The organism is Streptomyces sp. SKN60 (assembly GCF_026236535.1).
Lineage (GTDB): Bacteria > Actinomycetota > Actinomycetes > Streptomycetales > Streptomycetaceae > Streptomyces.
In genome coordinates, this window is record NZ_JAHTMW010000005.1 from 58,291 (window position 1) to 82,176 (window position 23,886).

A 23,886-nucleotide genomic window follows, 5' to 3' on the forward strand; every position below is an offset into this window, starting at 1 on the left:
AGGTCATCCACACCCGGCGTACTGAGGCCGACTTGTTCAGACAAGTTCTCGCCCCCGAAGCTCCTGGAGAAGCCGTGCCCGTCCCCGCGACCCTCCCGAGAAACGCCGTCCTCGGCGGCTCCCTCGCCGTCCTCGCCGCGCTCGCCCTCACCGCCTGCGGTGCCGCGCCCGAGGGCACCACCACCGCCGACGGCAAGAACGCCGCCACCGCCACCTCCGCCGCCGACCTCGGCGGCCTGGACGCCCTCGCCGCGGCGGCCAAGAAGGAGGGCACGCTGCACGCCATCGCGCTGCCGCGCGACTGGGCCAACTACGGCGCCCTCATCGACGGTTTCCAGAAGAAGTACGGCATCAAGGTCGAGGTCGAGAACCCCGACGCCTCCAGCCAGGACGAGATCAACGCCGTCACCTCCCGCAAGGGCCAGGACCGCGCCCCCGACGTCCTCGACCTCGGCAGCTCCTTCGCGCTTCAAGGCGCCCAGCAGGGCCTGTTCGCCCCGTACAAGGTGACCGCCTGGAACGACATCCCCGAGGGCCAGAAGGACCCGAAGGCCCGCTGGTACAACGACTACGGCGGCTACGTCTCCATCGGCTGCGACGCCAAGCGGGTCAAGAACTGCCCCACCACCTTCAAGGACCTCCTCAAGCCCGAGTACAAGGGCCAGGTCGCCCTCAACGGCAACCCGACCAAGTCCGGCTCCGCCTTCGGCGGCGTCTACGCGGCGGCCCTCGCCCACGGCGGCTCCTTCGACGACATCCAGCCCGGCCTGGACTTCTTCGCCGAGCTGAAGAAGAACGGCAACTACACGCCCGTCGAGTCCACCCCCGCCACCGTCGAGAAGGGCGAGACGCCCATCTCCATCGACTGGGACTACCTGAACGCCGGCTACGCCGAGGAGTTCAAGACCAAGGGCCTCGACTGGAAGGTCGCCGTCCCCACCGACGGCCGCTACGCCCAGTACTACTCGCAGGCGATCAACAAGGACGCGCCGCACCCGGCCGCCGCCCGCCTCTGGCAGGAGTACGTCTACAGCGCCGAGGGCCAGAACCTGTGGCTCAAGGGCTTCGCCCGCCCCGTCCTGATGCCCGCCCTCGACAAGGCCGGCACCCTCGACAAGGACGCCGCGCTCAGGCTGCCCGCCGTCTCCGGCGTGCCCGCCTTCCCGACCGAGGCCCAGCAGGCCAAGGCCAAGACGACGCTGGCCCAGGGCTGGGGCAAGGCCGTCTCCGGATGACCGGCTCCCTCACGGAGGCCGCCGCTCCCCGGACCGCGTCCGGGAAGCGGCGGCGCCGCGCCCCCGCCTGGCTCGCCGCCGTCCCGCTGCTCGCCTTCACCGCGATCGCCTTCGGCGTCCCCGCCGTCGCCATGCTCGGCGGCGCCCTCACCGTCGACGACCCGGCGACCGGCGTCGGCTCGTACGGTACGGAGAACCTGACCGCCTCCCTCCAGGGCGCGTACCTCACCGCCCTGCTCGGCAGCGTCAAGCTCTCCGCCACCGCCGCCGGACTCGCCGCCCTGCTCGGGCTGCCGCTCGCCCAGGCCGTCGTGTCCTCCGGCTCCCGCGCGCTGCGCGAGGCCGTGCTCACCGCCTCCGGCGTGCTCGCCAACTTCGGCGGCGTCCCGCTCGCCTTCGCGTTCGTCGCCACTCTCGGCAACTCCGGCGTGCTCACCCGGCACCTCGGCCTCGCCGACAAGGGCTGGAGCCTCTACAGCTTCTGGGGCCTCGTCCTCGTCTATCTGTACTTCCTGATCCCGCTGATGGTCCTCACCATCACCCCCGCCCTCGACGGACTGCGCACCCAGTGGCGCGAGGCCGCCCGCAACAACGGCGCCACCGGCCTCCAGTACTGGCGCCACGTGGCCCTGCCGGTGCTGCTGCCGAGCCTGCTCGGCGGGCTCGTGCTGCTCTTCGGCAGCGCCTTCGCCGCGTACGCCACCGCCGCCGCGATGGTCGGCAGCGCCGTCCCGCTCGTCACGCTGCAGATCTCCGACGCCATCTCCGGCAACGTCCTCGTCGGCCAGGAGAACGTGGCGCTCGCCCTCAGCCTCGACATGGTCGTCATCGCCGGGCTCGTCATGGCGGTCTATCTGCCCCTGCAACGCCGGAGTTCGCGATGGCTCGCCTGATCCGTATCCGTACGTACAAGGCATGGCGCCCGCTCGTCCTCGGGCTCGCCGGGCTGTACTTCCTGGTGCCGCTCGCCGCCTCCGTGATCTTCACCGTCGACGTGCCCGGGCAGGGCCTCGACGTCGACGCGTACACGAAGATCATCGGCGCCGAGGGCTTCACCACCAGCCTGCTGCTCTCGCTCGCGCTGGCCGCCGTCACCATCGCCGTCGTGCTGCTGCTGATGGTGCCCGCGCTGGTCGCCCTGCGGCTCGGCGCGCCCCGCCTGAAGCCGGTCGTCGAGGCGGTCTGCTCGCTGCCGCTGGTGGTGCCGCCGATCGCGTTCGTCGCCGGCCTCGGCACCGTACTGAAATGGGGCCCCGAACACCTCGCCCGCACGCCCCTCTTCCAGACCTTCGTCGCGCTGCAGAACCCGGACTTCCCGGTGATCCTCGTCCTGGCGTACGTGGTGATGGCGCTGCCCTTCACCTACCGCGCCCTCGACGCGGGCCTCCAGGCCGTCGACGTCCGCACCCTCGTCGAGGCGGCCCGCAGCTGCGGGGCCAACGGCACCCAGGCGCTGGTCCGGGCCGTGCTGCCCAATCTGCGCGGCGCGCTGATGAACGCGGCCTTCCTCGCCCTGGCCCTGGTCCTCGGCGAGTACACGGTCGCCCAGCTGCTCGGCTTCCGGCCCTTCGCCGTCTGGATCGTGAACATCTCCGGCTCCCAGGCGCAGATGTCCGTGGCCGTCTCCGTCCTCAGCCTCCTCGTCACCTGGGTGCTGCTCCTGGCCCTCTCCGGGGCCGGCGGACGTTCCACTCGTACTTCCAAGGGATGACCATGACCGTGACCGCCCCCTCCGCGCCGCGTACGGACACGGCCTCCGCCGCCACCGTCGAATTCCGCGGACTGCGCCGCCAGTTCGGCGCCACCACCGCCCTCGACGGGCTCGACCTCACCGTCGCCCCCGGCGAACTCCTCGCCCTCCTCGGCCCGTCCGGCTGCGGCAAGACCACCGCCCTGCGGATGCTCGCCGGCTTCGAGCAGCCCGACTCCGGCGCCGTGCTCGTCGACGGCCAGGACATCACGCACGTGCCCGCGCACCGGCGCGACGCGGGCATGGTCTTCCAGTCGTACAGCCTCTTCCCCCACCTCGACTGCCTCGACAACGTCGCCTTCGGCCTGCGCATGCGCAAGGTCGCCAAGGCGGCGCGCAAGGCGCAGGCCGCCGAGCTGCTCGACCTCGTAGGCCTCGGCGACAAGGCCGGCCGCTACCCCCACCAGCTGTCCGGCGGCCAGCAGCAGCGCGTCGCGCTCGCCCGCGCCCTCGCCCTGCGCCCCCGCGTCCTGCTGCTCGACGAGCCGCTGTCCGCGCTCGACGCCAAGGTGCGGCTCAGCCTCCGCGAGGAGATCCGCCGCATCCAGCGCGAACTCGGCATCACCACCCTGTTCGTGACGCACGATCAGGAAGAGGCGCTGTCCATGGCCGACCGGGTCGCCGTGATGCGCGCCGGCCGCCTGGAGCAGTGCGCGCCGCCCGCCGAGCTGTACGGGCGGCCCGCGACCGCGTTCGTCGCGGAGTTCGTCGGCACGATGAGCCGGATCCCCGGGGACCTCGACGGCAGCACCGTCGAGGTACTCGGCCGGCGCCTGCCGGTGGACGGCGAGACGCCCGCCTCCGGTACGGGGGCGGTGGACGTGCTCGTACGACCGGAGGACGTACGGGTCTCGGCGGAGGGCGCGTGCTCGGCGCGCGTCGTCGCGACGGCCTTCCTCGGCGCGACCACCCGGCTCACCGTGCGGCTCGCCGACACCACCGAGGTCAAGGCGGATCTGGCGACGCACGAGGCGGCGGCGTTCGCGGCGGGGGATGCTGTGACGGTGACCCTGCGCGAACGCCCGGTGCTGGTCGCCGCACGCCCGTAGTCGCGCGCCCGTCGCCGCAGGCCCGTGGTCGCGCCACCCGAAGCAACAGAGAGTGAAGTACGTGAGCCCTGAACGCCCGCTCCACGCCGTCCTGTTCGACATGGACGGCACGCTCGTCGACACCGAGGGACTGTGGTGGGAGGCGGTGGAGCAGGTCGCGGGCCGGCCGTTGACCGACGCCGACCGGCCCGACGTCCTCGGCCGTGCCGTCGAGCACACCGCCGCCTGGCTCGCCACCGGAAGCGACCTTGACGCGGAGGGGCTGGCGGCGGAGCTGCACCGGGAGTTCGCCGACCGGGTACGGGCGGGCGTCGTACCGCGGCCCGGGGCGCTCGACCTGCTGACCGCACTGGCCGACGAGGGCGTCCCCACCGCCCTCGTCACCGCCTCGCCCCGGGCCGTCGCCGACACCGTCGTCGCCGCGCTCACGGCGCTCGGCGCGCCCGGGTTCACGGTCACGGTCACCGCGGACGACACCGCGACGACGAAGCCCGAGCCGGAGCCGTACCTCGCCGCCTGCGCCGCGCTCGGCGTCGAGCCCGCGCGCTGCGTGGCCGTCGAGGACACCCCGACGGGCGTCGCGTCGGCGGAGGCGGCGGGGTGTGCGGTGCTCGCGGTCCCGTCGGTGACGCCGATCGCCCCGGCCCCGGGCCGGACCGTACGGGAGGCCCTCACCGCCGTCACCCCGGCCTCGCTTGCTGGTCTGACTGGACATCAACTCACGGTCATGAGCTGGAACCTGTGGCTCGGCGGCGGCCTCGTCGAGGACTACCGGGCCAAGCAGCTCGCGGTGCTCCGCTCCTGCGGCGCCGACGTCGTCGGCTTCCAGGAGACGGGGCAGCTCGCCACCCGGGAACTGGCCGCCGCCCTCGGCTGGCACCACCACGCGGCCGGCGAGAACCTCGGCATCCTCAGCCGCCACCCGATCGTCGCCCGCCTCGGCGACCCCGAGGTCGGCTTCTACGGAGCGGCCGGCGTCCGCGTCCGGATCGACGAGACCGGTCGTGAGGTCGACGTCTGGACGGCGCACCTCCACTACACCCCGTACGGGCCGTACGAGTCCGCCTTCGACCGGCTCCCGGCGGACGAGCTGATCGCCCACGAGGAGATCCGGCTCGCCCAGATGCGGGACACGCTGGCCCGTATCGCCAAGGAGGCGGGGGAGGACCGGTCCGTCGTCCTGGTGGGCGACTTCAACGCCCCCTCCCACCTCGACTGGCCCGACGTCCCCTGGCCGGTGACCAAGGCCGCCGAGGCCGCCGGCCTGCGCGACTCCTACCGCGAGGCCCACCCCGACCCGACCGCGTCCCCCGGCCACACCTGGTCCCCGATCCACCCCGTCCACCCGGAGGACGGCCCGCACCAGGGCGCCCCCGAGCCCCAGGACCGCATCGACTTCATCCTCCACAACGCCCACGGCCTGCGCACCCTCGCCTCCCGCACCCTGGTCACCGGCACCCCGTCCCCGTGGCCGGACTTCACGGCGAACGAGTGGCCGTCGGACCACGCGGCGGTGCTGACGACCTTCGCGCTCTAGCCATCCTCCTCCACCAGCTCCGCCACGCCCGTGATCCGGTGCAGCGGGTACGTGCGCACCTCGTCGGCCGTGTGGTCGTAACCCGTCACGAAGCCGCCCTCCACCCGCACCGGGGCGATGACGCGCTGGCTGGCCGCGCCCTCGGCGTTGACGTAGCCGATCCAGACCGCAGAGCCGGTGAGGGCGGCGGCCTGGACGGTGGCCAGGGTGTCGGCGGGGGTGGTGCGGGGGAGTTGGCCGGGGGCGAGGGGGGTTGTGGGGTCCTTGCGGACGGCCGTGGCCGCGTGGTCGCCGGCGCGGATGGCCCGTACCGCCGCCTTGAGGAGGGTCGCGTCGGGGGCCGGGGGGCCGTCGGGGACGGGGGCCGGGGCGGTACGGGGCGGGGTGCGGTAGGCGTCGGCGCGGGTGATGAGGACGTCGCCCTCGGCGGACTCGGCGGCCGGGGCGTAGCCCATCGCCCGCAGGCCCTCCAGGAGCGAGGCCGGGTCCGCCTGCGCGGCGAGGACGGTCGGGGCGAGGCGGCGCAGCCGGAGGGCGGCGGCGCGCCGGTCGGCGAGGATCTCGCCGAGCACGGTGTCGTCGTCGCAGCGCACGTACGCCGAGGCCGCCCCGACCCGCAGGTGCCCGTGGCGGCGGGCGACGTCGTCGATGAGGTACGAGAGGGGCTGCGGCACCGGCGTGCGCGAGTGCGCGGTGAGGAAGTCCTGCAGGTCGGAGGCGCTGCGCCCGGCGTCGAGCGCCCGCCGTACGGAGGCGGGCGTGAAGCGGTAGACGGTCGCGCCGCCCTTCGACTCGACGTCCGCGAGCACGGCCAGGGTGTCGGCCAGCGGCCGCCGCAGCGGCCCCGGGGCGACGGCCGTCAGGTCGGCCTGGAGCAGGACGTGGTCGACGGCCTCGGGCAGCAGCGGCGCGAGCAGGGTCGCCGCGCGGGAGGCGGCGACGGACGGCTCGCAGTCGTGGGAGTGCCCCTGAAGCGCGTCGTCCGCGGCCGCCTCCGCCAGCGGCAGGTTCAGCAGCGCGCGGGCGGGCGTGGCGAGGGCGCCGCGGCCGGTGATGCCGAGGAGTTCGGCCTCGTCGAGGGTCCAGACGGCGAGCTGTTCGCGCAGGTCGGCGAGGGCGGCGCCGGCGCCGGAGCCCTGCCCCTCGGCGGCCGCGCCCCGCAGCGGCCGGTCCCACCGCAGCCGGGCGAGCAGCGCCTCCCGGTCGGCGGCGGCGCCCGGCGGCAGCGCGGCCTGCAGGGCGAGCACCCGGCGGCGTACCTCCGGGGCCTGCGCCCGGTCCAGGCCCGGGCCGAGCGCGGACAGCGTGCGGCCCTTGGCGTCCTGGCCGCCGACCACGCCAGGGGTACGGGTCGCGGCGAGCCAGGCGGCGGCGAGCCCGGCCCAGCGTTCGGCGGGCGGCAGGTCGAGCCAGTCGTCGTAGGCGGGCGTCGGCGCGTACCGCTCGTCGGCCTCGCCGTCGGAGGCCAGCAGCCCGGCCCCGTGGACGAGCTCCAGCCAGAACGCGGCGGTCGGCTCCGACACGTCGAGCGCGGCGGCCGTGCGCTTGAGGTCCCGTACGGCCAGACCGCCCGCCCGCAGCACCTGCGGCCCGCCCTGGTCCCAGGACTTCAGCAGCTCCTCGACGGTGGCGAGCGCGGTGTGCGCCTGGCCGGCCGCCGCGTTGTCCACGACCTGTGGACGGTACTCGCGGGCCGCCGTCACCGCCGGAGCCACCGGCTCCGGCGCACGGTGCGCCCGCCCGCCGCGCAGATGCAGCGCCGCCTCGCGCGGCAGCACCACGGTCCGCGTCGAGACGGGAAGCAGCAGGCCCCGGTCGCGCAGCCAGCGCACCGGCGGCGCCGGATCGGCCGTCACCTCCCCGTACGGCGGCCCCCACACCAGCCGGTCCAGGACCGCGAGCGCGTCGGGCGGCGCCGTGTCGAGCAGCGCCGCCATCCTCGTACGGTCCGTGAACAGCTCCGTCAGCGCCGCCACCGCCGACACCGGGTCGTGCGTCGCGGGCAGCCCGGCGTTCGCGATGATCTCCTGCAGCCGGCCCGGCGACATCCCGGCCGTGGCCTCCGCGACGCTCGGGCCGAGCCCGGTGGGGGAGGGGTGCTGCGGCGACGGCGCGAGCAGCTCGCGCGCTGTCCGCACCAGCCGCAGCCGCTCGTCGTCGCCCCACACCAGGGCCTGCTCGCGCAGCACGGCGACGGCGCGCGGCAGCGCCGCCTCGATGTCCGGGTCGATCGCCGCGCCGGTCCCGTCCCCGGTGAGGAGGGCGAGGAGCACGGGGTACGGGGCGGGGTCGGGGGCCACCGCGAGCGCCTCGGCCGTCTGCAGGGCGAACCGGTCGAGCCGCTCCAGGGCCCGTACGACGGAACCGCGGGTGCCGGCCCGCGTCGCCAGCTGCGTCAGGTCGTTCGGCACCGGCGACAGCAGGTCCGGCCGCGCCCGCAGCAGCGCGGCGAGCCCTTCGTCCCCACCCGCGCGGAGCGCCTCCGCGAGCGTCCGCGGCGCCGCGCCGGCGCCGGTCCCGACGCCTGTCTCCTTGGGCACGTGCGCCTCCCGGTCGAGCTCACCGATCCCACCGATCCCCATCCGGACCACGGTAGCCCCTGTACAGGCGCTACCGTCGTGCCGTGGGGATCGAGAACGACCGGTTGGTCTTCGACTATCTGAGCCGAATCGGGGACTTGGCGCAGCAGCGACAGCTCCCGGCGGCCGAGCGCCGCGAGCTGGTCTCGGGCCTGCGCGACGAGATCGAACGCCGGCGCGCCGTGCGGGGCGAGGGGGTGCGGGGCATCCTCGGGGACCTGGGTACGCCGGACGAGGTGGTGGGGCGGGTGGCGCCGGTGCCGTCGGCGCCGCCGGTGGAGGCTCCGGATGCGGAGGTTCCGTCTCCGCGGGCGGCGGACTGGTGGGACGGCGCGGCCGCCGACGCGGCGGATCCGACCGGCAAGGTCGCGGGCTTCATGGGCGGCGTGGAGATCCCGGAGCTCCTGAAGCCCCCGCCGGAGGAGGACGAGGACGACGAGGAGTCCGGGGAGGCGCCGGAGGAGCCGGAGGAGGCCGAAGAGGCTCCGGAGGCGAAGCGGAAGTTCCGCCTCCCCCGCTTCGGCAGCCCGCTGCTCCTCGCGTCGGCCCTCCTGCTCCTCGCGGGCGCGGCCCTCGGCTCCGTACCCCCCGTCGCCGCCGGCTGGCTCCTCGCCTACCTCTCCCGCGAGCGCCGCATCGCCGCCCTCACCCTCCCCGGCCTGGTCGCCGCCGGCGGCGCCATCTGGCTCTGGGGCCGCGTCGAAGGCCGCTGGGGCGCCCCCATCGCCCCCGGCGAGGCCGCCATGGGCGCCGCCCTCTCCACCACCTGGCCCTGGACCCTCCGCACCGCGGCGATCCTCTCGGCGCTGTACCTGCTGTGGCGCGCCCGCAGGGCCTGAGGCGACCAGGTCTCGGTCCGGTCCCCGCCCCTACCCCCGTACCGCCTCGTCCTGCTCTGTCTCTCCCGCCCCGTCTCCCGACCAGGGCGCGCCCGGGACCACCAGGGGGGAGCCCGTCACCGGGTCGGGGACGACGACCGAGTTCAGGCCGAAGACGTCGCGGACGAGGTCGGCGGTGACGACCTCTTCCGGGGCCCCTTCGGCGACGACGTGGCCGGACTTCATGGCGACGAGGTGGTCGGCGTAGCGGGCGGCCTGGTTGAGGTCGTGGAGGACGAGGACGATCGTGCGGCCGCGGGCGCGGTTGAGGCGGCGGACCAGGTCGAGGACCTCGACCTGGTGGGCGATGTCCAGGTAGGTGGTGGGCTCGTCGAGCAGGAGGAGGTCGGTCTCCTGGGCGAGGGCCATCGCGATCCAGACGCGCTGGCGCTGGCCGCCGGACAGCTCGTCCACGGAACGGTCGGCCAGGGCGGTGACGTCCGTCCGGGCCATCGCGTCGACGACCGCGCGCTCGTCCTCCTCCGACCACTGCCTCCACCACGCCTGGTGCGGCTGCCGCCCCCGCGCGACCAGGTCGCCGACCGTGATCGCCTCCGGGGCCACCGGGGTCTGCGGCAGCAGGCCGATGTTCTGGGCGACGCGCTTCGTCGGGAGCTTCGCCAGCTCCTCGCCGTCGAGCAGGACGGCGCCGCCCTTGGGCTTGAGCAGCCGCCCGAGGGCCCGCAGCGTCGTGGACTTGCCGCACGCGTTCGGGCCGACGATGACGGTCACCTTGCCGTCCGGGATCGCCAGGTCCAGCTCGTGGACGACGGTCCGCTCCTCGTACGCGAGCGTCAGCCCACGGGTCCTCAGCCGGGTCTCCAGCTTGGTCGTCAGCCTGCTCAACGCCCACCTCCGGTGCGCGAACCGCGCACGATCAGCCAGATCAGATACGGGGCGCCCACCGCCGCCGTCAGAACGCCCACCGGCAGTTCGGTGGGCGCGAAGAGCCGCCGGCCGAGCACATCGGCCGCGACCACGATCAGCGCGCCGAGCAGCGCCGAGCACAGCAGCGGGATCTGCGCCGTCCGGGTCACCCGGCGCGCGATCTGCGGCGCGAGCAGCGCCACGAAGTCGACCGGCCCGGCGACGCCCGTCGCGACCGACGCCAGCACCACGCCCACCGTCACGAGCCCGAGCCGGACCCGCCCGAGCCGTACCCCGAGCGCCGTCGCCGTGTCGTCGTCGAGCGACACCGAGCGCTGCGCCCGCGCCGCCCACAGCACCGCCGGCAGCATCACGAGCAGCGTCCAGCGCAGCGGCGCCGCCTCGTCCCAGCCCCGCCCGTTGAGGGAGCCGGTCATCCAGATCTGCGCCTGCTGGGCGACCAGGTAGTCGCCCTTCGTCATGAAGAGATGCGTCAGCGAACGCAGCGCGATCGCGAAACCGATGCCGATCAGCACGAAGCGCGTCGCGTGCAGCCCGCCCCGCCACGCGAACACGTACACCAGCCCGGCCGCGAGCAGCCCGCCCGCGATCGACACGTACGGGATCACGCTGTACGAGGCGAGCCCGAAGGTCATCGCGGCGACCGTGACCGCCCCCGCGCCCTGGCTGATGCCGATGACGTCGGGGCTGGCCAGCGGGTTGCGGGCGACGGTCTGGATGAGGGCGCCCGCGACGCCGAACGCCGCGCCGACCATCAGGCCCGTCTCCAGGCGCGGCAGCCGCAGCTCCTCGACGATCAGCGACTCCTCGGGGCCGAGCAGCACCCGCAGGACCTCGCCGGGCCCGATGAACCGCTCGCCCACGCACAGCGACACCACCGCGACGGCGGCCAGCAGGACGAGCAGGACGGCAGCGGCCACGGCGGAGCGCCGGTGCACGAGGAAGGACGCGCGCCCGGCGACGCGTACGACCCCGTAGCCGTGAGGCCGTATCCGCATCTGCGTGGTGCTCATGCCGGCACCGCCTTCCGGCGCACCAGCGTCACGAGGAACGGCACGCCGATCAGCGCGGTCATCACACCCGCCGGGACCTCGCCCGGCGGGAACAGGATCCGCCCCAGGACATCCGCCACGAGCAGCATCACCGGCCCGATGAGCGCCGCCATCGGCAGCAGCCAGCGGTGGTCGCCGCCGACCACGGCCCGCGCGATGTGCGGTACGGCGAGGCCGACGAAGGCGATCGGCCCGGCGGCGGCGACCCCGGCGCCGGTCAGCACGGTCGCGCCGACCCCGCCGACGATCCGTACCGTCGCCACCCGCTGCCCGAGCCCCGTGGCCACGTCCTCGCCGAGCGCGAGCGCGTCGAGACCGCGCGCCACGGACAGCACGAGGACCGCGCCGAGCAGCAGGAAGGGCCAGATCTGGCCGACGACCTGGGCGTCCCGGCCGTCCAGCGAGCCGATCTGCCAGAACCGGAACTCGTCGAGCGCCGACGCCTTCGTCGTCAGGACGCCGGTGGTCACGGACAGCAGCAGCGCGTTGATCGCGGCGCCGCCGAGCGCCAGCTTCACGGGCGTCGCCCCGCCCCGGCCGCTCGACGCGATCGCGTACACGGCGACGGACGCGAGCGCGGCGCCGGCGAAGGCGAACCACACGTACCCGGTGAGGGTGTGCACCCCGGCGAAGGCGAGGGCGAGGACGACGCCGACCGAGGCGCCCTGGCTGATGCCGAGGATGCCGGGGTCGGCGATCGGGTTACGGGTGATGCCCTGCAGCGCGGTCCCGGCGAGCGCGAGCGCCGCGCCGACCATCAGACCGATCAGCGTGCGCGGCACCCGGAGCTGCCGCACCACCTCGGCGTCGTCGCCCGTGGCGCCGTGCAGCAGCGCGTCGACCACGGTGGGCGGCGGGACGGCGCGGGCACCGACCGCGAGACTGAGCAGGACCGCGACGAGCAGGGCGACCAGGGCCGCCGTGGTCGCGACGACGCGCCGAGTGGCGCGTCGGGTACGTGCAGCGGACATGGAGATGAGGTTAGCCAAGGCTTCGCTAAGTCAAGACGGCGGCCCGGCCTCATTCGAACACTTGGGCACAATGGCCCGCATGGACTCCCGCACCGGCACCCGCACCGCCCCCGCCCCCACCGTCGGCTTCGACCTGGACATGACCCTCATCGACTCCCGCCCCGGCATCCACGCCGTCTATGTGGCGCTCGCCGCCGAGACCGGGGTCACGATCGACGCCGACCTGGCGGTCTCCCGGCTCGGGCCGCCGCTGCAGCAGGAGATCGCCGAGTGGTTCCCGGCGGAGCGGGTGGACGCGATGGTGGAGCGCTACCGGGCCCTCTACCCGACGTACGCCATCGAGTCGAGCCTTCCGCTGCCCGGCGCGCGGGATGCGATTCAAGCCGTTCGCGAAGCGGGTGGCCGGACCCTGGTCGTCACCGCCAAGAACGAGCCGCACGCCAAACTGCACCTCTCGTACCTCGGCATCGACCCGGACGCCGTGGTCGGCGGCCTGTGGGCCGAGGGCAAGGCGGAGGCGCTGCGCGCGCACGGCGCGACGGTGTACGTCGGCGACCACCTCGGCGACATCCGCGGCGCGGAGGCGGCCGGCGCCCTCTCGGTGGCCGTGGCCACCGGCCCGTACACCCCGGAGGGCCTGCGGGCGGCCGGCGCGGACGTGGTCCTGACCGACCTGACGGACTTCCGCCCCTGGTGGGAGGCGTACGTGAAGGACCTGCGCGGCTAGAGCGCCTGGCGGGCCTGCACGGCCCGCGCCCGGCGCCGCCCGGCGGCGATCGACCGCAGCACCCCGGCGCCCGCGACGAGGAAGCCGACGCCCATCAGCATCGACACCAGGTAGGCGACGGTCGGGAACGGATCGGTCCCGAGGAACAGCGGAGCCACCGTGACCAGGGTCGCGACCGCCCCGACGCCGAAGAGGATCACACCGGCCCGGACGAGCCCGTCACCGGGCGCACTGTCGTGCGCCGGGGCCTTGGGGGTTTCGTTACGCATTCGGCCAGGGTAGTTCCCAGGCCGAGGGGAACGGACCGGAGACGTCTTGTCACCGGGCCGCAGCCCACTAGCCTGGGTTCCGGCGGGTCGGTGACCCGCTGTCATTCTTTCCGCTTCCAGACTTCCAGCTTCAAGAATTCCTTCCAGACTTTTCCACAGCGCCGGGACCCCGGCACACCCATCGAGTACGAGGACGAGGGAACGGACGTGCCTACCGGCAAGGTCAAATGGTTCAACAGCGAGAAGGGCTTCGGCTTTCTCTCCCGCGACGACGGCGGCGACGTCTTCGTGCACTCGTCGGTGCTGCCCGCCGGAGTCGACGCCCTGAAGCCGGGTCAGCGCGTGGAGTTCGGCGTGGTCGCCGGGCAGCGCGGGGACCAGGCGCTCTCCGTGACGGTCCTCGACCCGGCCCCGTCCGTCGCCGCGGCGCAGCGCCGTAAGCCCGACGAACTGGCGTCCATCGTGCAGGACCTCACCACGCTCCTGGAGAACATCACGCCGATGCTGGAGCGCGGCCGCTACCCCGACAAGGTGCACGGCAAGAAGATCGCCGGCCTGCTGCGGGCGGTCGCCGACCAGCTCGACGTGTAGCCGGCGTATCGCCGCCGCCCGTTACGGGAAACGCAGCGCGTCCGGGCCGAGGGGCGGTACGAGTCCCTCGGCCGCGGCGCGGGTGAGCAGGCCGCGGACGGCCGCGTAGCCGTGCTCGCCGAGGTCCGCCGTGAACTCGTTGACGTAGAGGCCGATGTGCTGGTCGGCCACCTTCGGGTCCATCTCCTGCGCGTGTTCGAGTACGTACGGGCGGGAGGCGGACGGGTCGTCCCAGGCCATCCGCACCGAGGCGCGCGCCGCCTCGGCGAGCCGCCGCAGCATGTCCTCGCCGAGCGAGCGCTTGGCGACGATCGCGCCGAGCGGGATCGGCAGGCCGGTGGTGTGCTCCCAGTGCTCGCCCATGTCGGCGAGCGCGTGCAGGCCGTAGTTCTGGTACGTGAAGCGGGCCTCGTGGATGACGAGACCGGCGTCGACCTTGCCGTCCCGTACCGCCGGCATGATCTCGTGGAAGGGCAGCACGACGACCTCGCCGACGCCTCCCGGGACGGTGTCGGCCGCCCACAGCCGGAAGAGCAGATAGGCCGTCGAGCGCTCGCTCGGCACCGCGACCGTCCTGCCCGCCAGATCCGCCGGGTCGCCCGCCTCCCGGGTGAGCACCAGCGGCCCGCAGCCCCGCCCCAGGGCGCCGCCGCAGGGCAGCAGGGCGTACTCGTCGAGGATCCACGGCAGCACCGCGTACGACACCTTCAGGACGTCGTACGGGGCGTCCCCGGCCTCCGCCCAGCCGTTGGTCAGGTCGATGTCGGCGAAGGTCACGTCGAGCCGCGGGGCGTCCGGGACCCGGCCGTGCGCCCAGGCGTCGAAGACGAAGGTGTCGTTCGGGCACGGCGAGTAGGCGATCTTCAGCTTGGGCATGACGGGAACTCCTCCGGCTCCACGAGAGCGGTCACGAGAGCAGTCACGAAGACGGTGCGGCTGAGCCGCTCGACGGCGTCCCGCAACGCGGCCAGGGCCTCGCCGATGCGCCAGGCGGCGCGGTCGCGCGGGCCGACGGCGTTGGACACGGCCCGCACCTCGACGACGGGCACGCCGTACGCGGCGGCCGCCTCGGCCACCCCGAAGCCCTCCATCGCCTCGGCGGCGGCCCCGGGGTGACGGGCCGCCAGCTCGGCGGCGCGCGCGGCGGTGCCGGTCACGGTGGAGACGGTGAGCACCGGGCCGGTGACGGCGCCGGGGAGGGCGCCCGCGATCCGGTCGACGAGGGGCTTGGGCACGGGGTGCGCGGAGCGCCCGAAGCCGAGCTCCTCGACGGAGAGGTAGCCGCCGGGCGCATCCGGACTCTGCGCGCCGAGGTCGGCCGCGACGATGCTGTCGGACACGACGACGGTGCCGATGGGGGCGTGCGGGAGGAAACCGCCGGCGATCCCGGCGGAGACGATCAGGTCGTACGGGCGGTCCTGGGCGTGTGCCCGGGCGAGCGCCGTGGCGGTGGCCGCGGCGGTGGCCGCGGGCCCCACGCCCCCGACGAGGACGTCGACGACGGGCCCCGCCGACCCGGCGGGGGGTGTCGTGAGGCCGGCGGCGACGGAGTCCGCCTCCGCCGCCACGGCCGTCACGATGAGGATCCGGTGGATCACCGGTGGATCAGGATTCCTTCTTCTTCAGCTCGAAGTGCCAGATGCCGGTCACCGACTTGCCGGTGTTCTCGACGATCGTGACCTGCGTCTGGCTGGTCTCCTCGCCCGTCTGGGTGGAGAAGAAGGCGCTGGCCGGAATGGTCCGGTACGTCTTCTTGAACGGCTCCGGCTCGGCCGCCTGGCCGCCCAGGAAGATCGTCCAGCCGTTGTCGGCGATGTCCGGGTCGACGCCGAAGCGGACCTTGTCGGACGGGTCGACCGAGATGGAGTGCTCGGACTTCTTGTTCAGGCAGGCGGCGATCTGCTTCTCCGCGATGGGGTCGCCGTCGTTGTAGCAGGCGGCCTCGGAGTTCACCGACTTGGACCCGACCGTCACGGTCGCAACCGGGGTCGGCTTGTCACAGGCGGAGAGGACGAGGAGCCCCGCGGAGACGGCCCCGAGGGCCACGGCGGCCCGGCGGCGCTTACGGGTGAGGAACGCAACGGTCATGAGCCGAAGGCTATCGGGCCCCTGCCGTCCTGCCACGCGGGGGTACGGCGTGCCGCGCCCGAGCCCACCCGCGGGGCCCCGCGCCTGCCCTCCCGCACCCGTACGGACCCGCACCCTCCCGCGCCCGCACCCGTACGGACCCGCACCCTTCCGCGCCCGCACCCCTACGCCACCTTCTCCTTCCGCGCCCCGCCCTTCCGCCCCGGCTTCCGCGCCGCCGCCACCAGGCCCCGTACGGCAAGCAGCCAGCCGAGCGCCAGGATGCCGGCGGCCACCGCCATGCCGACCGAGCCGTTCAGGGGCAGCGAGATGCCGATCGCGCCGCCCACCACCCAGGCCATCTGCAGGGCCGTCTCCGAACGGGCGAACGCCGAGGTCCGCACCGTCTCCGGGACGTCGCGCTGGATCAGCGCGTCGAGCGACAGCTTGGACAGGGCCTGGGTCAGGCCGGCGATCGCGCCGAGGACCGCCACCATCAGGCCGCCGAAGAAGATCGCGGCCAGCACCGCCGTCCCGAGGACGATCGACAGCATCGTGGCGATGATCACTTCGGGCCCGTGCCCCCGCTCCTTCAGCAGCGAGCCGACCGCCGTCCCGCACGCGTTGCCGACGCCCGCCGCCACCGCCACCATGCCGAGCGACACCGCCGCGCTCTGCCCGGGCAGCGGGTGCACGCGCAGCAGGAAGGCCAGGAAGAAGATCAGGAAACCGGACAGCATGCGCTGCGAGGCGTTCGCCTGGAGGCCGTGCAGGACCGCCGGGCCCACCGTCCGCAGGCTGGGTTTCTTCTCGCCGTGGGTGAGCAGGTGGGCCCGCCGCTCGCCCCGCGCCGAGTCCACCTTGTGCGGCAGCCGCAGCGCCCAGTACGTACCGAGCAGGAACAGCGCGCACGCCCCGTACAGCGGCCAGCCCGACCCGACCGTCTGCAGCCCGGCGCCGATCGGCGCGGCGATGCCGGTGGCGAGCAGGCCCGCCAGCGTCACCCGCGAGTTCGCCTTCACGAGGGAGAAGTTCGGTGGCAGCAGGCGGGGCACGACGGCGCTGCGCACCACCCCGTACGCCTTCGAGGCCACGAGCACGCCGAGCGCCGCCGGGTAGAGCTGGATCCCGCCGGTCGCGACTGCGCCCGACATCAGGATGGCGAGGACCGCCCGGGTCAGCATCGCGCCCGCCATCGCCGCCCGCCGGCCGTGCGGGAGCCGGTCCAGGAGCGGGCCGATGACGGGGGCGAGGAGGGTGAAGGGCGCCATGGTGATCGCGAGGTAGAGCGCGACCCGGCCGCGCGCCTCGTCGGTCGGCACCGAGAAGAAGACCGTGGAGGCGAGCGCGACGGTGATCATGACGTCGCCGGCGCCGTTCACGGCGTGCAGCTCGATCAGTTTCCCGAGGCCGGATTCGCCCGCCCCGTGGGCGTGCGTGGCCTTGCGGATGCCCTTCGCGGTGCCCGTGAACGGCAGGTGCAGGGCGCGGCCCACCTTCCGGCCCGCTCGGCTGAGCGGCCCGGCATGATCGTGGGATCGTGCGGAAGACCGTGCGGCTGCCACTCCGTCATAGTGCCCCACGGACCGGTCGGACGAACCGTTGACAGGGCCCGGCGGGGCCTGTGGGCCGTGTTCCGGGGGCCTAGGCCCCCGTTCCGCGGTCCGCGATGCGGGCCACTTGGGGCGGGCAGGTGGGCTGAGCGCTGCGAACGGGGTAGCGTGCGTAGCGCGCCACCGGCGGATGTTCTCGGCCGCGCGCCTCTTCGGCATCCCGCAGAATGGATGACGATAGGTGTGCCCGAGACACGCGAGAAGCACGAGAGACATGTCGGGCGTGGACGTCGATGCGGCCCTCTGGTCCGCTCCGCCCACGGCCCCGTACCTCCCTCCCGCCTGCTCCCGCTCCTCGGCCGGCGCACCCGTGAGACGGCGTAGGAGAGAAGCGAGACCTGTGAGTGCTGCGACGACGCGAAGCCGTACCCCGCGAGCCACGCGTGCCCCGCGAGCCGTACGTACCCCCGACCGTCTGTGCGCCGAGGCGGTAGACCTCGCGAGGGAGGCCGCCGACGAGGCGGCCGCGCCCGGCGTGGTCGGCGCGCATGTGGAGGTCGTCGCCGAGGGCGACCGGGTCGTCACGCACTTCTTCGAGTCGAAGGAGCCCGGCTACCGGGGCTGGCGCTGGGCCGTGACCGTCACCCGGGCGTCCCGGGCCAAGAACGTCACGCTTGACGAAACCGTCCTGCTGCCCGGCCCCGACGCCCTCATGGCCCCCGAGTGGGTGCCGTGGAGCGAGCGGCTGCGCCCCGGCGACATGGGTCCCGGCGACCTGCTGCCGACGGAGCAGGACGACCTGCGCCTGGAGCCCGGCTACTCGGGCGAGGACGCGCCGCCGCCGAACTCCGCCGTCTCCGAGGAGATGGTGGACCACCTCGACGAGGAGGACGCCGAGCTGACCTCGCGCACGCCGTCGCGGGGCGCGATCGCGGCGGTCGCGGAGGAGCTCGGGATGCGGCGGGCGCGGGTGCTCTCGCGGTACGGGCTGCACGTGGCGGCGGACCGCTGGGACGAGGCGTTCGGGGCGAAGACCCCGATGGCGCAGGCGGCGCCGGCGACGTGCGAGTCGTGCGCCTTCCTGGTGCCGATCGCGGGGTCGCTGAAGCAGGCGTTCGGCGTCTGCGCGAACGAGTTCTCGCCGGCGGACGGGCGGGTCGTGTCCCTGTCGTACGGCTGCGGCGGCCACTCCGAGGCGGCGGTCATGCCGAAGCCGCCGCGTCCGGCGCCGCCGGTCCTCGACTCGATGGCGGCGGACGAGTTCCCGCTGCGCCCGGCGAAGGACTCGGGCTCGACGACGGAGCCGGACGGGGCGTCGGAGGACCTGGGGCACTCGTAGGCACGGTGCCCGCCCGCACGGGCGTCGCCTCGCCGTTTCCCGTTGTGGGCACACGTTCCGCCCCAGCGGGACGAATGCCCACACGGGAGGTGGGCGCGGCGCCCTCGTGCTGGGCGTTCAGGCGCGGAATCCTTGGCCCGGCAAGGGGCGCGACGCGCACCCCGCTTCGCGCGGTACCTTCGGCACCGGCCGGGGTTCGGAACCGGTCGGTACCCCGAAACGAACCGTCCCGCAGAGTGGAGTCAGGCGTGAGCGTCAGCGTCAGGACGTCGACCGACGGAACCGACCCCTTCGGTACCGCACGGCTCCGCAGAAGCGTGCTCGACGCGTGGGCGGCCGGCGGGGCGCGGTTCCGGGAGGACGCCAATGCCGAGGAGGACCTGGTCCTCGGCGGCTACCGGGACCGGCTCGTCGTCGAGCTGGCGCAGAACGCGTCGGACGCCGCCCGCCGCGCCGCCGTCACCGGCCGGCTCCGGCTCACCCTGCACCCGGCCGGCGCCGACGGCCCCGCCGTACTCGCCGCGGCCAACACCGGCGCCCCGCTGGACGCCACCGGCGTGGAGTCGCTGTCGACGCTCCGCGCGTCCGCGAAGCGCACCGAGCGGGACACGGACGCCGGCTCCGGCGCGGTGGGCCGGTTCGGCGTCGGGTTCGCCGCCGTGCTCGCCGTCACCGACGAGCCGGCGGTCCTCGGCCGCCACGGCGGCGTCCGCTGGTCGCTCGCAGAGGCCCGCGAGCTGGCCGCCGACGTGGCCCGGCACAGCCCGGGCCTGGGCGACGAACTGCGCCGCCGGGACGGCCACGTACCGCTGCTGCGCCTGCCGCTGCCCGCCGAGGGCACCGCGCCCGACGGCTACGACACGGTCGTCGTGCTGCCGCTGCGGGACGCCGCCGCCGAGGGCCTGGCGCAGCGGCTGCTCGACTCCGTCGACGACGCGCTGCTGCTCACCCTGCCCGGGCTCACCGAGGTCGTCGTCGAGACCCCGGAGGGCACCCGTACCCTCACCCGGGAGGACCGCGACGGCTACACCCACATCGCCGACTCCGCCGCCGGCACCCGCCGCTGGCGCACCGTCAGCCACGCCGGCCCGCTCGACCCGGCCCTCCTGAAGGACCGGCCGACCGAGGAGCGGCTGCGCCCGCACTGGTCGGTCACCTGGGCCGTACCGGTGGACGCGGACGGCGCGCCGCAGTTCCCGCGCACCGCGCCGGTCGTGCACGCGCCGACCCCCACCGACGAGCCGCTGGGCATTCCGGCGCTGCTCATCGCCTCGTTCCCGCTGGACACCGCGCGCCGGCACCCGGCGCCCGGGCCGCTCACGGACTTCCTGGTGGAGAAGGCGGGCGAGGCGTACGCGGAGCTGCTCGCCGACTGGCAGCCGGTGAGCACCGGCACCCTCGACCTCGTACCGGGGCCGCTCGGCAAGGGCGTCCTCGACGGGGCGGTGCGCGGGGCGGTCCTGGAGCGGCTGCCGCGGATCGCGTTCCTGGCGCCGGCCGTCGCCTCGGAGGAGCTGCCCGCGCTGCGCCCGATCGAGGCGGAGGTCGTGGAGGGCGCGGGCGCGGAGACCGTCGCGGTGCTCGCGGAGGTGTTCCCGACGCTGCTGCCGGCGGGCCTTGAGCGCCGGGTCGAGCTGCGCACGCTGGGTGTCGGGCGGCTGCCGCTGACGGAGGCGATCGACCGGCTCGCGGGCGTGGACCGGGCGCCGGAGTGGTGGTGGCGGCTGTACGACTCGCTGGCCGGCGTCGACCCGGACCGGCTGACCGGACTCCCGGTGCCGCTGCTCGGTGAGGCCCGGACGGCCGCCTCGTACCCGGCCGACGACGAGGAGGGCGCGCCGGAGGCCGCCGGGGTCCGTACCACCATCGGCCCCCGCCAGGTCCTGCTCCCGCAGGAGCACACCCCCGTCGACCTGGCCCGGCTCGGCCTGAAGGTCGCCCACCCGGACGCCGCGCACCCGGTCCTGGAGAAGCTGGGCGCCGTACCGGCGACGCCGCGCGCGGTGCTCACCACGCCGCAGGTACGGGCGGCGGTCGCCGCCTCGCTCGACGCGGGGGAGATCTGGGACGAGGACGCCGACACGCTGGACGCGGACGAGCTCGCCGAGACCGTGCTCGCGCTCGTACGGGACGCGGATCTGGCGCCCGGCGACGAGCCGTGGCTCGGGGCGCTCGCGCTGCCGGACGAGGACGGGGAGCCGGCCCCGGCGGGCGAACTCGTCATGCCGGGCTCGGCCTTCGCGTCCGTCATGCGGGAGGACGAACTCGCCTTCGTGGACGCCGAGCTCGCCGAGCGCTGGGGCGAGCAGCCGCTCGCCGCGTGCGGGGTGCTCGCCGGCTTCCAGCTGGTGCGGGCCGCGGACCTGGTCCTGGACCCGGACGAACTGGAGCCGCGCGAGGGCGACTTCGCGGAGCCGGACGACGCGGGGCTGCTCGACGCGGTCGACGTGTGGTGCGAGGACGTGCTCGACCGGCTGCCCGAGACCCCGGTGCCGCCGGTGGCGACGGAGATCGTGGCGGTACGGGACCTGGACCTGGTCGACGACGACGCCTGGCCGCGGGCGCTCGCGCTGCTCGCGCGGCCGCCGCTGCGGGACGCGCTGACCCAGCCCGTACGGGTGCTGCTGCCGGACGGCACGACGGAGACGGTCCGCTCGTACACGGCGTGGTGGCTGCGGGACCACCCCGTCCTGGACGGGCGCCGGCCCGCCGGGCTCCGGGCGGCCGGCACGGATCCGCTGCTCATCGGGCTGTACGACTCGGCCGACGCGACCGGCTTCGAGGACGAGCAGGTGCTGCGGGCCCTGGGCGTGCGGACCTCGGTGTCCGCGCTGCTCGACGAGCCGGGCGGCGCGGCGGAGCTGCTCGGCCGGCTCGCCGACCCGTCCCGCGAGGTCTCCGGCGCCCAACTGCACGCCCTGTACACGGCCCTGGCCGATCTCGACCCGGAGCAGGTGACGCTGCCGGACGAGCTGCGGGCGGTGGTGGACGGCGAGCTGGTGGTGGTCGACGCGGCCGACGCGCTGGTCGCCGACGCGCCCGATCTGCTGCCCCTGACGGCCGGGCTTCCGCTGCTGCCGGTCGCCCCGGCGCGGGCCGCGGAGCTCGCCGAGCTGTTCCAGGTCCGCCGGCTGAGCGAGGCGGTCGAGGCCGAGGTCACCACGACCGGCGAGGAACACGAGGTCCCCTCCTCGGTCCATGCCCTCCTCGGCCCGGCCACCCCCGCCACCTACGTCGAGCACGACGAACTCCGCGCCGCCGGCACCGAACTCGACTGGCGCCGCACCCCCGACGGCGTCATCCACGCCGCCACCCTGGAGGGCGTCGCCGCCGGCCTCGCCTGGGCGGCCGGTCAGTGGCCCCGCCGCTTCGAGGTCGCGGCCCTGCTGGAGGACCCGTCGAGGACGGCGGAGCTGGCGCGGGACCGCTGGTTCGACTGATCGGGTTCGCGGAGGCGGCCGTCCCGTCCCGGGGCGGCCGCCTCCGTCCTCGGCGGACACCTCTTGCGCGATAGTCTGCGCACAGATAATCTCCGCGTAGAGCAAGTCGCCGAACAAGCTCAACAAGCTGAACAAGCTCAACAAGTCGAAGACGCGACGTACAAACGGGAGACCACCATGTGGACGTACGAGCACTCCGTCGAGACCGACGCGGCCCCCGAGGCGATCTGGCGCCTGTGGGCCGACGTGGAGAACTGGGGCACCTGGAACGCCGACATCGCGAGCATCCGGATCGACGGCCCCTTCGCGCCCGGCGCCCGGATCGAGATGGCCCCGGCCGGTGACGACCCGGTGCACCTGGTCGTCACCGAGACCGTCGACGGCGAACTGTTCGTGGACGAGGCCCGGTTCGGCGGGCTCGTGCTGCGCACCGAGCACTGGATCGAGCGCGGCGAGGCGCTGCCGACCAGGGTGACGTACCGCATGCGGATCACCGGCGACGGCGTCGCCGAACTCGGCCCGCAGATCGGCCCCGCCGTCACGGGCGACTGGCCCGAGACCGTGGCCGCGCTGATCGAGCGGGCGCGGGGCTGATGGCCCTCGGCCCCGGGGAGAGCCCCGGCTTCCTGCTCTGGCACGCCACGTTGCGCTGGCAGCGCGACGTGGCCGCGGCCCTGGCGCCCCTCGGGCTCACGCACGTGCAGTTCGTCCTGCTCGCCTGCACGTGGTGGCTGAACGGCCGCGGCGAGCACCCCAACCAGCAGACCCTGGCCCGCCGGGCCGGCACCGACGTCAAGATGACCTCGCAGGTCGTACGGGCCCTGGAGACGAAGGGCCTGATCGAACGCGAGACGGACCCCACCGACACCCGCGCGAAGCGCCTGCGCGTCACGGAGGCCGGTGCCGGACTGGCCCCCCGCGCCGTCGAGTCCGTCGAGTCCGTCGACACCCGCTTCTTCGAGCCGGTGGCGGTGGGGGAGGCGGTTGCTCTGCTGGCCCGCCTGGCGCGGGTGGAGGAGGACTGACAGCTCTGCGCGGCGCCCCGCGGCGCTCAGCGCGGCACTCCCCTCGTACGGTCCCGCCGGGCCGGCAGCCCCATCGGGTTCGGGAAGGGGATGGTGCCCGAGGCCAGGATCTCGTCGGCCAGGACGCACAGCAGCGCCACCGCCCGGTCGGCCTCGGCCGGGGCGAGGGCGGCGCGGTAGGGGCGTACGGCGAGGGTGTCGGTACGGGACTCGAGGTGGGCGCGCAGGGCGCGGGCCTCGGCGGTCGGGGCGCCGGCGGGGTCCAGCAGCCCCCGGGCCGCCAGCCGGGCGGCGGCGGCCCGCCAGTCGTCCTCGGACCAGCCGCGGTTGTCGCGGAGGGTCGCGGGCGGCACGCCCTCGGCCGCCGCGAACAGGACGTGCGCCTCGCAGCCGTCCAGGCCCTCCGCCGCGAGCAGGGCCACATGCCCGTCGCCGCGGTGCTCGCGCAGCGCGGTCGTCGCCTGCCACAGGGCGCCGACCGGGTCCTCGGGCGCGGGTACGTCGCGGTTCGCCGCGAACAGCGGCCGCCCGGCCCCGTCGGCCACGGCCACCACCCGGGCGAGCAGCGGTACGAGCTCCGCCGCCGCCCCGGAGGCTGAGGGCGCGACCCGCCGCAGCGCCGCCGTCGCCCCCGCGGCCCGGGCCCGCAGCACCGCCTCCGGCGCCGCGTACGACCACGCGTCCGGCACGGAGCGCCGCACCATCGCCGGATGGAAGTTGTAGAACGCGGCCTCCACCACCCCGGCGGCCACGGCCCCCAACGGCGCCGCCCGCGCCCCGAAGTACCCCATCCAGAACCCCCGCAGCCCGACCTCGCGGTGCGCCTCCCGGCACTCCGCCGCGAAGTACGTCACCGCGTGCACGGGCTCCATGGCCTGCCACGCCCGTCGGGCGAACCGCGCGTTCACGTCGGTGTCGAAGGACATGGGGGCACGC

At 74.8% G+C, this 23,886-nt stretch carries 22 protein-coding genes; 12 read left to right on the plus strand and 10 right to left on the minus strand.

Going from position 1 to position 23,886, the window contains the following annotated elements:
- The first annotated feature begins 74 nt into the window (after positions 1-74).
- From KV205_RS09995 to KV205_RS10015, 5 genes are all read left to right on the plus strand, one after another.
- Complete coding sequence (locus KV205_RS09995) at positions 75-1,235, plus strand: ABC transporter substrate-binding protein (RefSeq protein ID WP_265863773.1); 1,161 nt, start codon at positions 75-77, stop codon at positions 1,233-1,235.
- Complete coding sequence (locus tag KV205_RS10000) at positions 1,232-2,128, plus strand: ABC transporter permease subunit (protein WP_265863774.1); 897 nt, start codon at positions 1,232-1,234, stop codon at positions 2,126-2,128. Before KV205_RS09995 ends, KV205_RS10000 begins: the two co-directional genes overlap by 4 nt.
- Positions 2,116-2,946, plus strand: coding sequence for an ABC transporter permease (locus KV205_RS10005; RefSeq protein WP_265863775.1), 831 nt, complete (start codon positions 2,116-2,118; stop codon positions 2,944-2,946). The genes KV205_RS10000 and KV205_RS10005 overlap by 13 nt, the downstream gene beginning before the upstream one ends.
- Before the next feature lie 2 nt (positions 2,947-2,948).
- Positions 2,949-4,034 (plus strand): ABC transporter ATP-binding protein, encoded by a 1,086-nt coding sequence (locus KV205_RS10010; protein ID WP_265863776.1) that lies wholly within the window; start codon positions 2,949-2,951, stop codon positions 4,032-4,034.
- Positions 4,035-4,095: 61 nt separating this feature from the next.
- Positions 4,096-5,571: an HAD-IA family hydrolase gene (locus KV205_RS10015; protein ID WP_265863777.1), complete on the plus strand. Its 1,476-nt coding sequence runs from the start codon at positions 4,096-4,098 to the stop codon at positions 5,569-5,571.
- On the opposite strand, the gene KV205_RS10020 is transcribed toward KV205_RS10015, so the two are convergent.
- Positions 5,568-8,153, minus strand: coding sequence for a helicase C-terminal domain-containing protein (locus tag KV205_RS10020; protein ID WP_265863778.1), 2,586 nt, complete (start codon positions 8,151-8,153; stop codon positions 5,568-5,570). The genes KV205_RS10015 and KV205_RS10020 overlap by 4 nt on opposite strands.
- 41 nt (positions 8,154-8,194) lie before the next feature.
- Here KV205_RS10020 and KV205_RS10025 point away from each other — a divergent pair, with 41 nt between their 5' ends.
- On the plus strand, positions 8,195-8,989 hold the full coding sequence (locus tag KV205_RS10025; RefSeq protein WP_265863779.1) for a hypothetical protein: 795 nt from the start codon (positions 8,195-8,197) through the stop codon (positions 8,987-8,989).
- Between the two features lie 30 nt (positions 8,990-9,019).
- Here the strand turns inward: KV205_RS10025 and KV205_RS10030 are convergent, their stop codons facing one another.
- From KV205_RS10030 to KV205_RS10040, 3 genes are read right to left on the minus strand one after another with little or no spacing between them, the layout of a single operon-like run.
- Positions 9,020-9,874 (minus strand): ABC transporter ATP-binding protein, encoded by an 855-nt coding sequence (locus tag KV205_RS10030; RefSeq protein WP_265863781.1) that lies wholly within the window; start codon positions 9,872-9,874, stop codon positions 9,020-9,022.
- Positions 9,871-10,929 carry an iron chelate uptake ABC transporter family permease subunit gene (locus KV205_RS10035; RefSeq protein ID WP_265863782.1) on the minus strand — a complete coding sequence of 353 codons (1,059 nt, stop codon included), beginning with the start codon at positions 10,927-10,929 and terminating at the stop codon, positions 9,871-9,873. Before KV205_RS10035 ends, KV205_RS10030 begins: the two co-directional genes overlap by 4 nt.
- On the minus strand, positions 10,926-11,939 hold the full coding sequence (locus KV205_RS10040) for an iron ABC transporter permease (protein WP_265863783.1): 1,014 nt from the start codon (positions 11,937-11,939) through the stop codon (positions 10,926-10,928). The genes KV205_RS10035 and KV205_RS10040 overlap by 4 nt, the downstream gene beginning before the upstream one ends.
- Positions 11,940-12,018: 79 nt before the next feature.
- On the opposite strand from KV205_RS10040, the gene KV205_RS10045 reads away from it, so the two are divergent.
- Entirely contained in the window at positions 12,019-12,666 is a 648-nt protein-coding gene (locus KV205_RS10045; RefSeq protein ID WP_265863784.1) for an HAD family hydrolase, read from the plus strand.
- Here KV205_RS10045 and KV205_RS10050 read toward each other — a convergent pair.
- Positions 12,663-12,935, minus strand: a complete 273-nt coding sequence (locus KV205_RS10050; protein ID WP_265863785.1) for a hypothetical protein — start codon at positions 12,933-12,935, stop codon at positions 12,663-12,665. The genes KV205_RS10045 and KV205_RS10050 overlap by 4 nt on opposite strands.
- A gap of 207 nt (positions 12,936-13,142) precedes the next feature.
- On the opposite strand from KV205_RS10050, the gene KV205_RS36125 reads away from it, so the two are divergent.
- Positions 13,143-13,526 carry a cold-shock protein gene (locus tag KV205_RS36125; protein WP_308404074.1) on the plus strand — a complete coding sequence of 128 codons (384 nt, stop codon included), beginning with the start codon at positions 13,143-13,145 and terminating at the stop codon, positions 13,524-13,526.
- A gap of 21 nt (positions 13,527-13,547) precedes the next feature.
- On the opposite strand, the gene KV205_RS10060 is transcribed toward KV205_RS36125, so the two are convergent.
- The 4 genes from KV205_RS10060 to KV205_RS10075 form a co-directional block, all read right to left on the minus strand.
- Entirely contained in the window at positions 13,548-14,402 is an 855-nt protein-coding gene (locus KV205_RS10060; protein ID WP_265863786.1) for a 1,4-dihydroxy-6-naphthoate synthase, read from the minus strand.
- On the minus strand, positions 14,390-15,124 hold the full coding sequence (locus KV205_RS10065) for a futalosine hydrolase (protein WP_265863787.1): 735 nt from the start codon (positions 15,122-15,124) through the stop codon (positions 14,390-14,392). The genes KV205_RS10060 and KV205_RS10065 overlap by 13 nt, the downstream gene beginning before the upstream one ends.
- 7 nt (positions 15,125-15,131) lie before the next feature.
- On the minus strand, positions 15,132-15,614 hold the full coding sequence (locus tag KV205_RS10070; protein WP_265863788.1) for a DUF2771 domain-containing protein: 483 nt from the start codon (positions 15,612-15,614) through the stop codon (positions 15,132-15,134).
- Positions 15,615-15,778: 164 nt separating this feature from the next.
- Entirely contained in the window at positions 15,779-17,176 is a 1,398-nt protein-coding gene (locus KV205_RS10075; protein WP_374214655.1) for an MFS transporter, read from the minus strand.
- Positions 17,177-17,546: 370 nt separating this feature from the next.
- Here KV205_RS10075 and KV205_RS10080 point away from each other — a divergent pair, with 370 nt between their 5' ends.
- The 4 genes from KV205_RS10080 to KV205_RS10095 all read left to right on the plus strand — a co-directional run bounded on the left by KV205_RS10080 (position 17,547) and on the right by KV205_RS10095 (position 22,950).
- Positions 17,547-18,485: a DUF3027 domain-containing protein gene (locus tag KV205_RS10080; protein WP_265863790.1), complete on the plus strand. Its 939-nt coding sequence runs from the start codon at positions 17,547-17,549 to the stop codon at positions 18,483-18,485.
- A gap of 236 nt (positions 18,486-18,721) precedes the next feature.
- The gene (locus KV205_RS10085; protein WP_265863791.1) at positions 18,722-21,925 is read left to right on the plus strand and encodes a sacsin N-terminal ATP-binding-like domain-containing protein; all 3,204 of its coding nucleotides are present in this window, start codon (positions 18,722-18,724) and stop codon (positions 21,923-21,925) included.
- A 177-nt stretch (positions 21,926-22,102) separates the two neighbouring features.
- The gene (locus KV205_RS10090; protein ID WP_265863792.1) at positions 22,103-22,519 is read left to right on the plus strand and encodes an SRPBCC family protein; all 417 of its coding nucleotides are present in this window, start codon (positions 22,103-22,105) and stop codon (positions 22,517-22,519) included.
- Entirely contained in the window at positions 22,519-22,950 is a 432-nt protein-coding gene (locus tag KV205_RS10095; protein WP_265863793.1) for a MarR family transcriptional regulator, read from the plus strand. Before KV205_RS10090 ends, KV205_RS10095 begins: the two co-directional genes overlap by 1 nt.
- 26 nt (positions 22,951-22,976) lie before the next feature.
- On the opposite strand, the gene KV205_RS10100 is transcribed toward KV205_RS10095, so the two are convergent.
- The gene (locus KV205_RS10100; RefSeq protein ID WP_265863794.1) at positions 22,977-23,876 is read right to left on the minus strand and encodes a hypothetical protein; all 900 of its coding nucleotides are present in this window, start codon (positions 23,874-23,876) and stop codon (positions 22,977-22,979) included.
- Between the last annotated feature and the right edge of the window lie 10 nt (positions 23,877-23,886).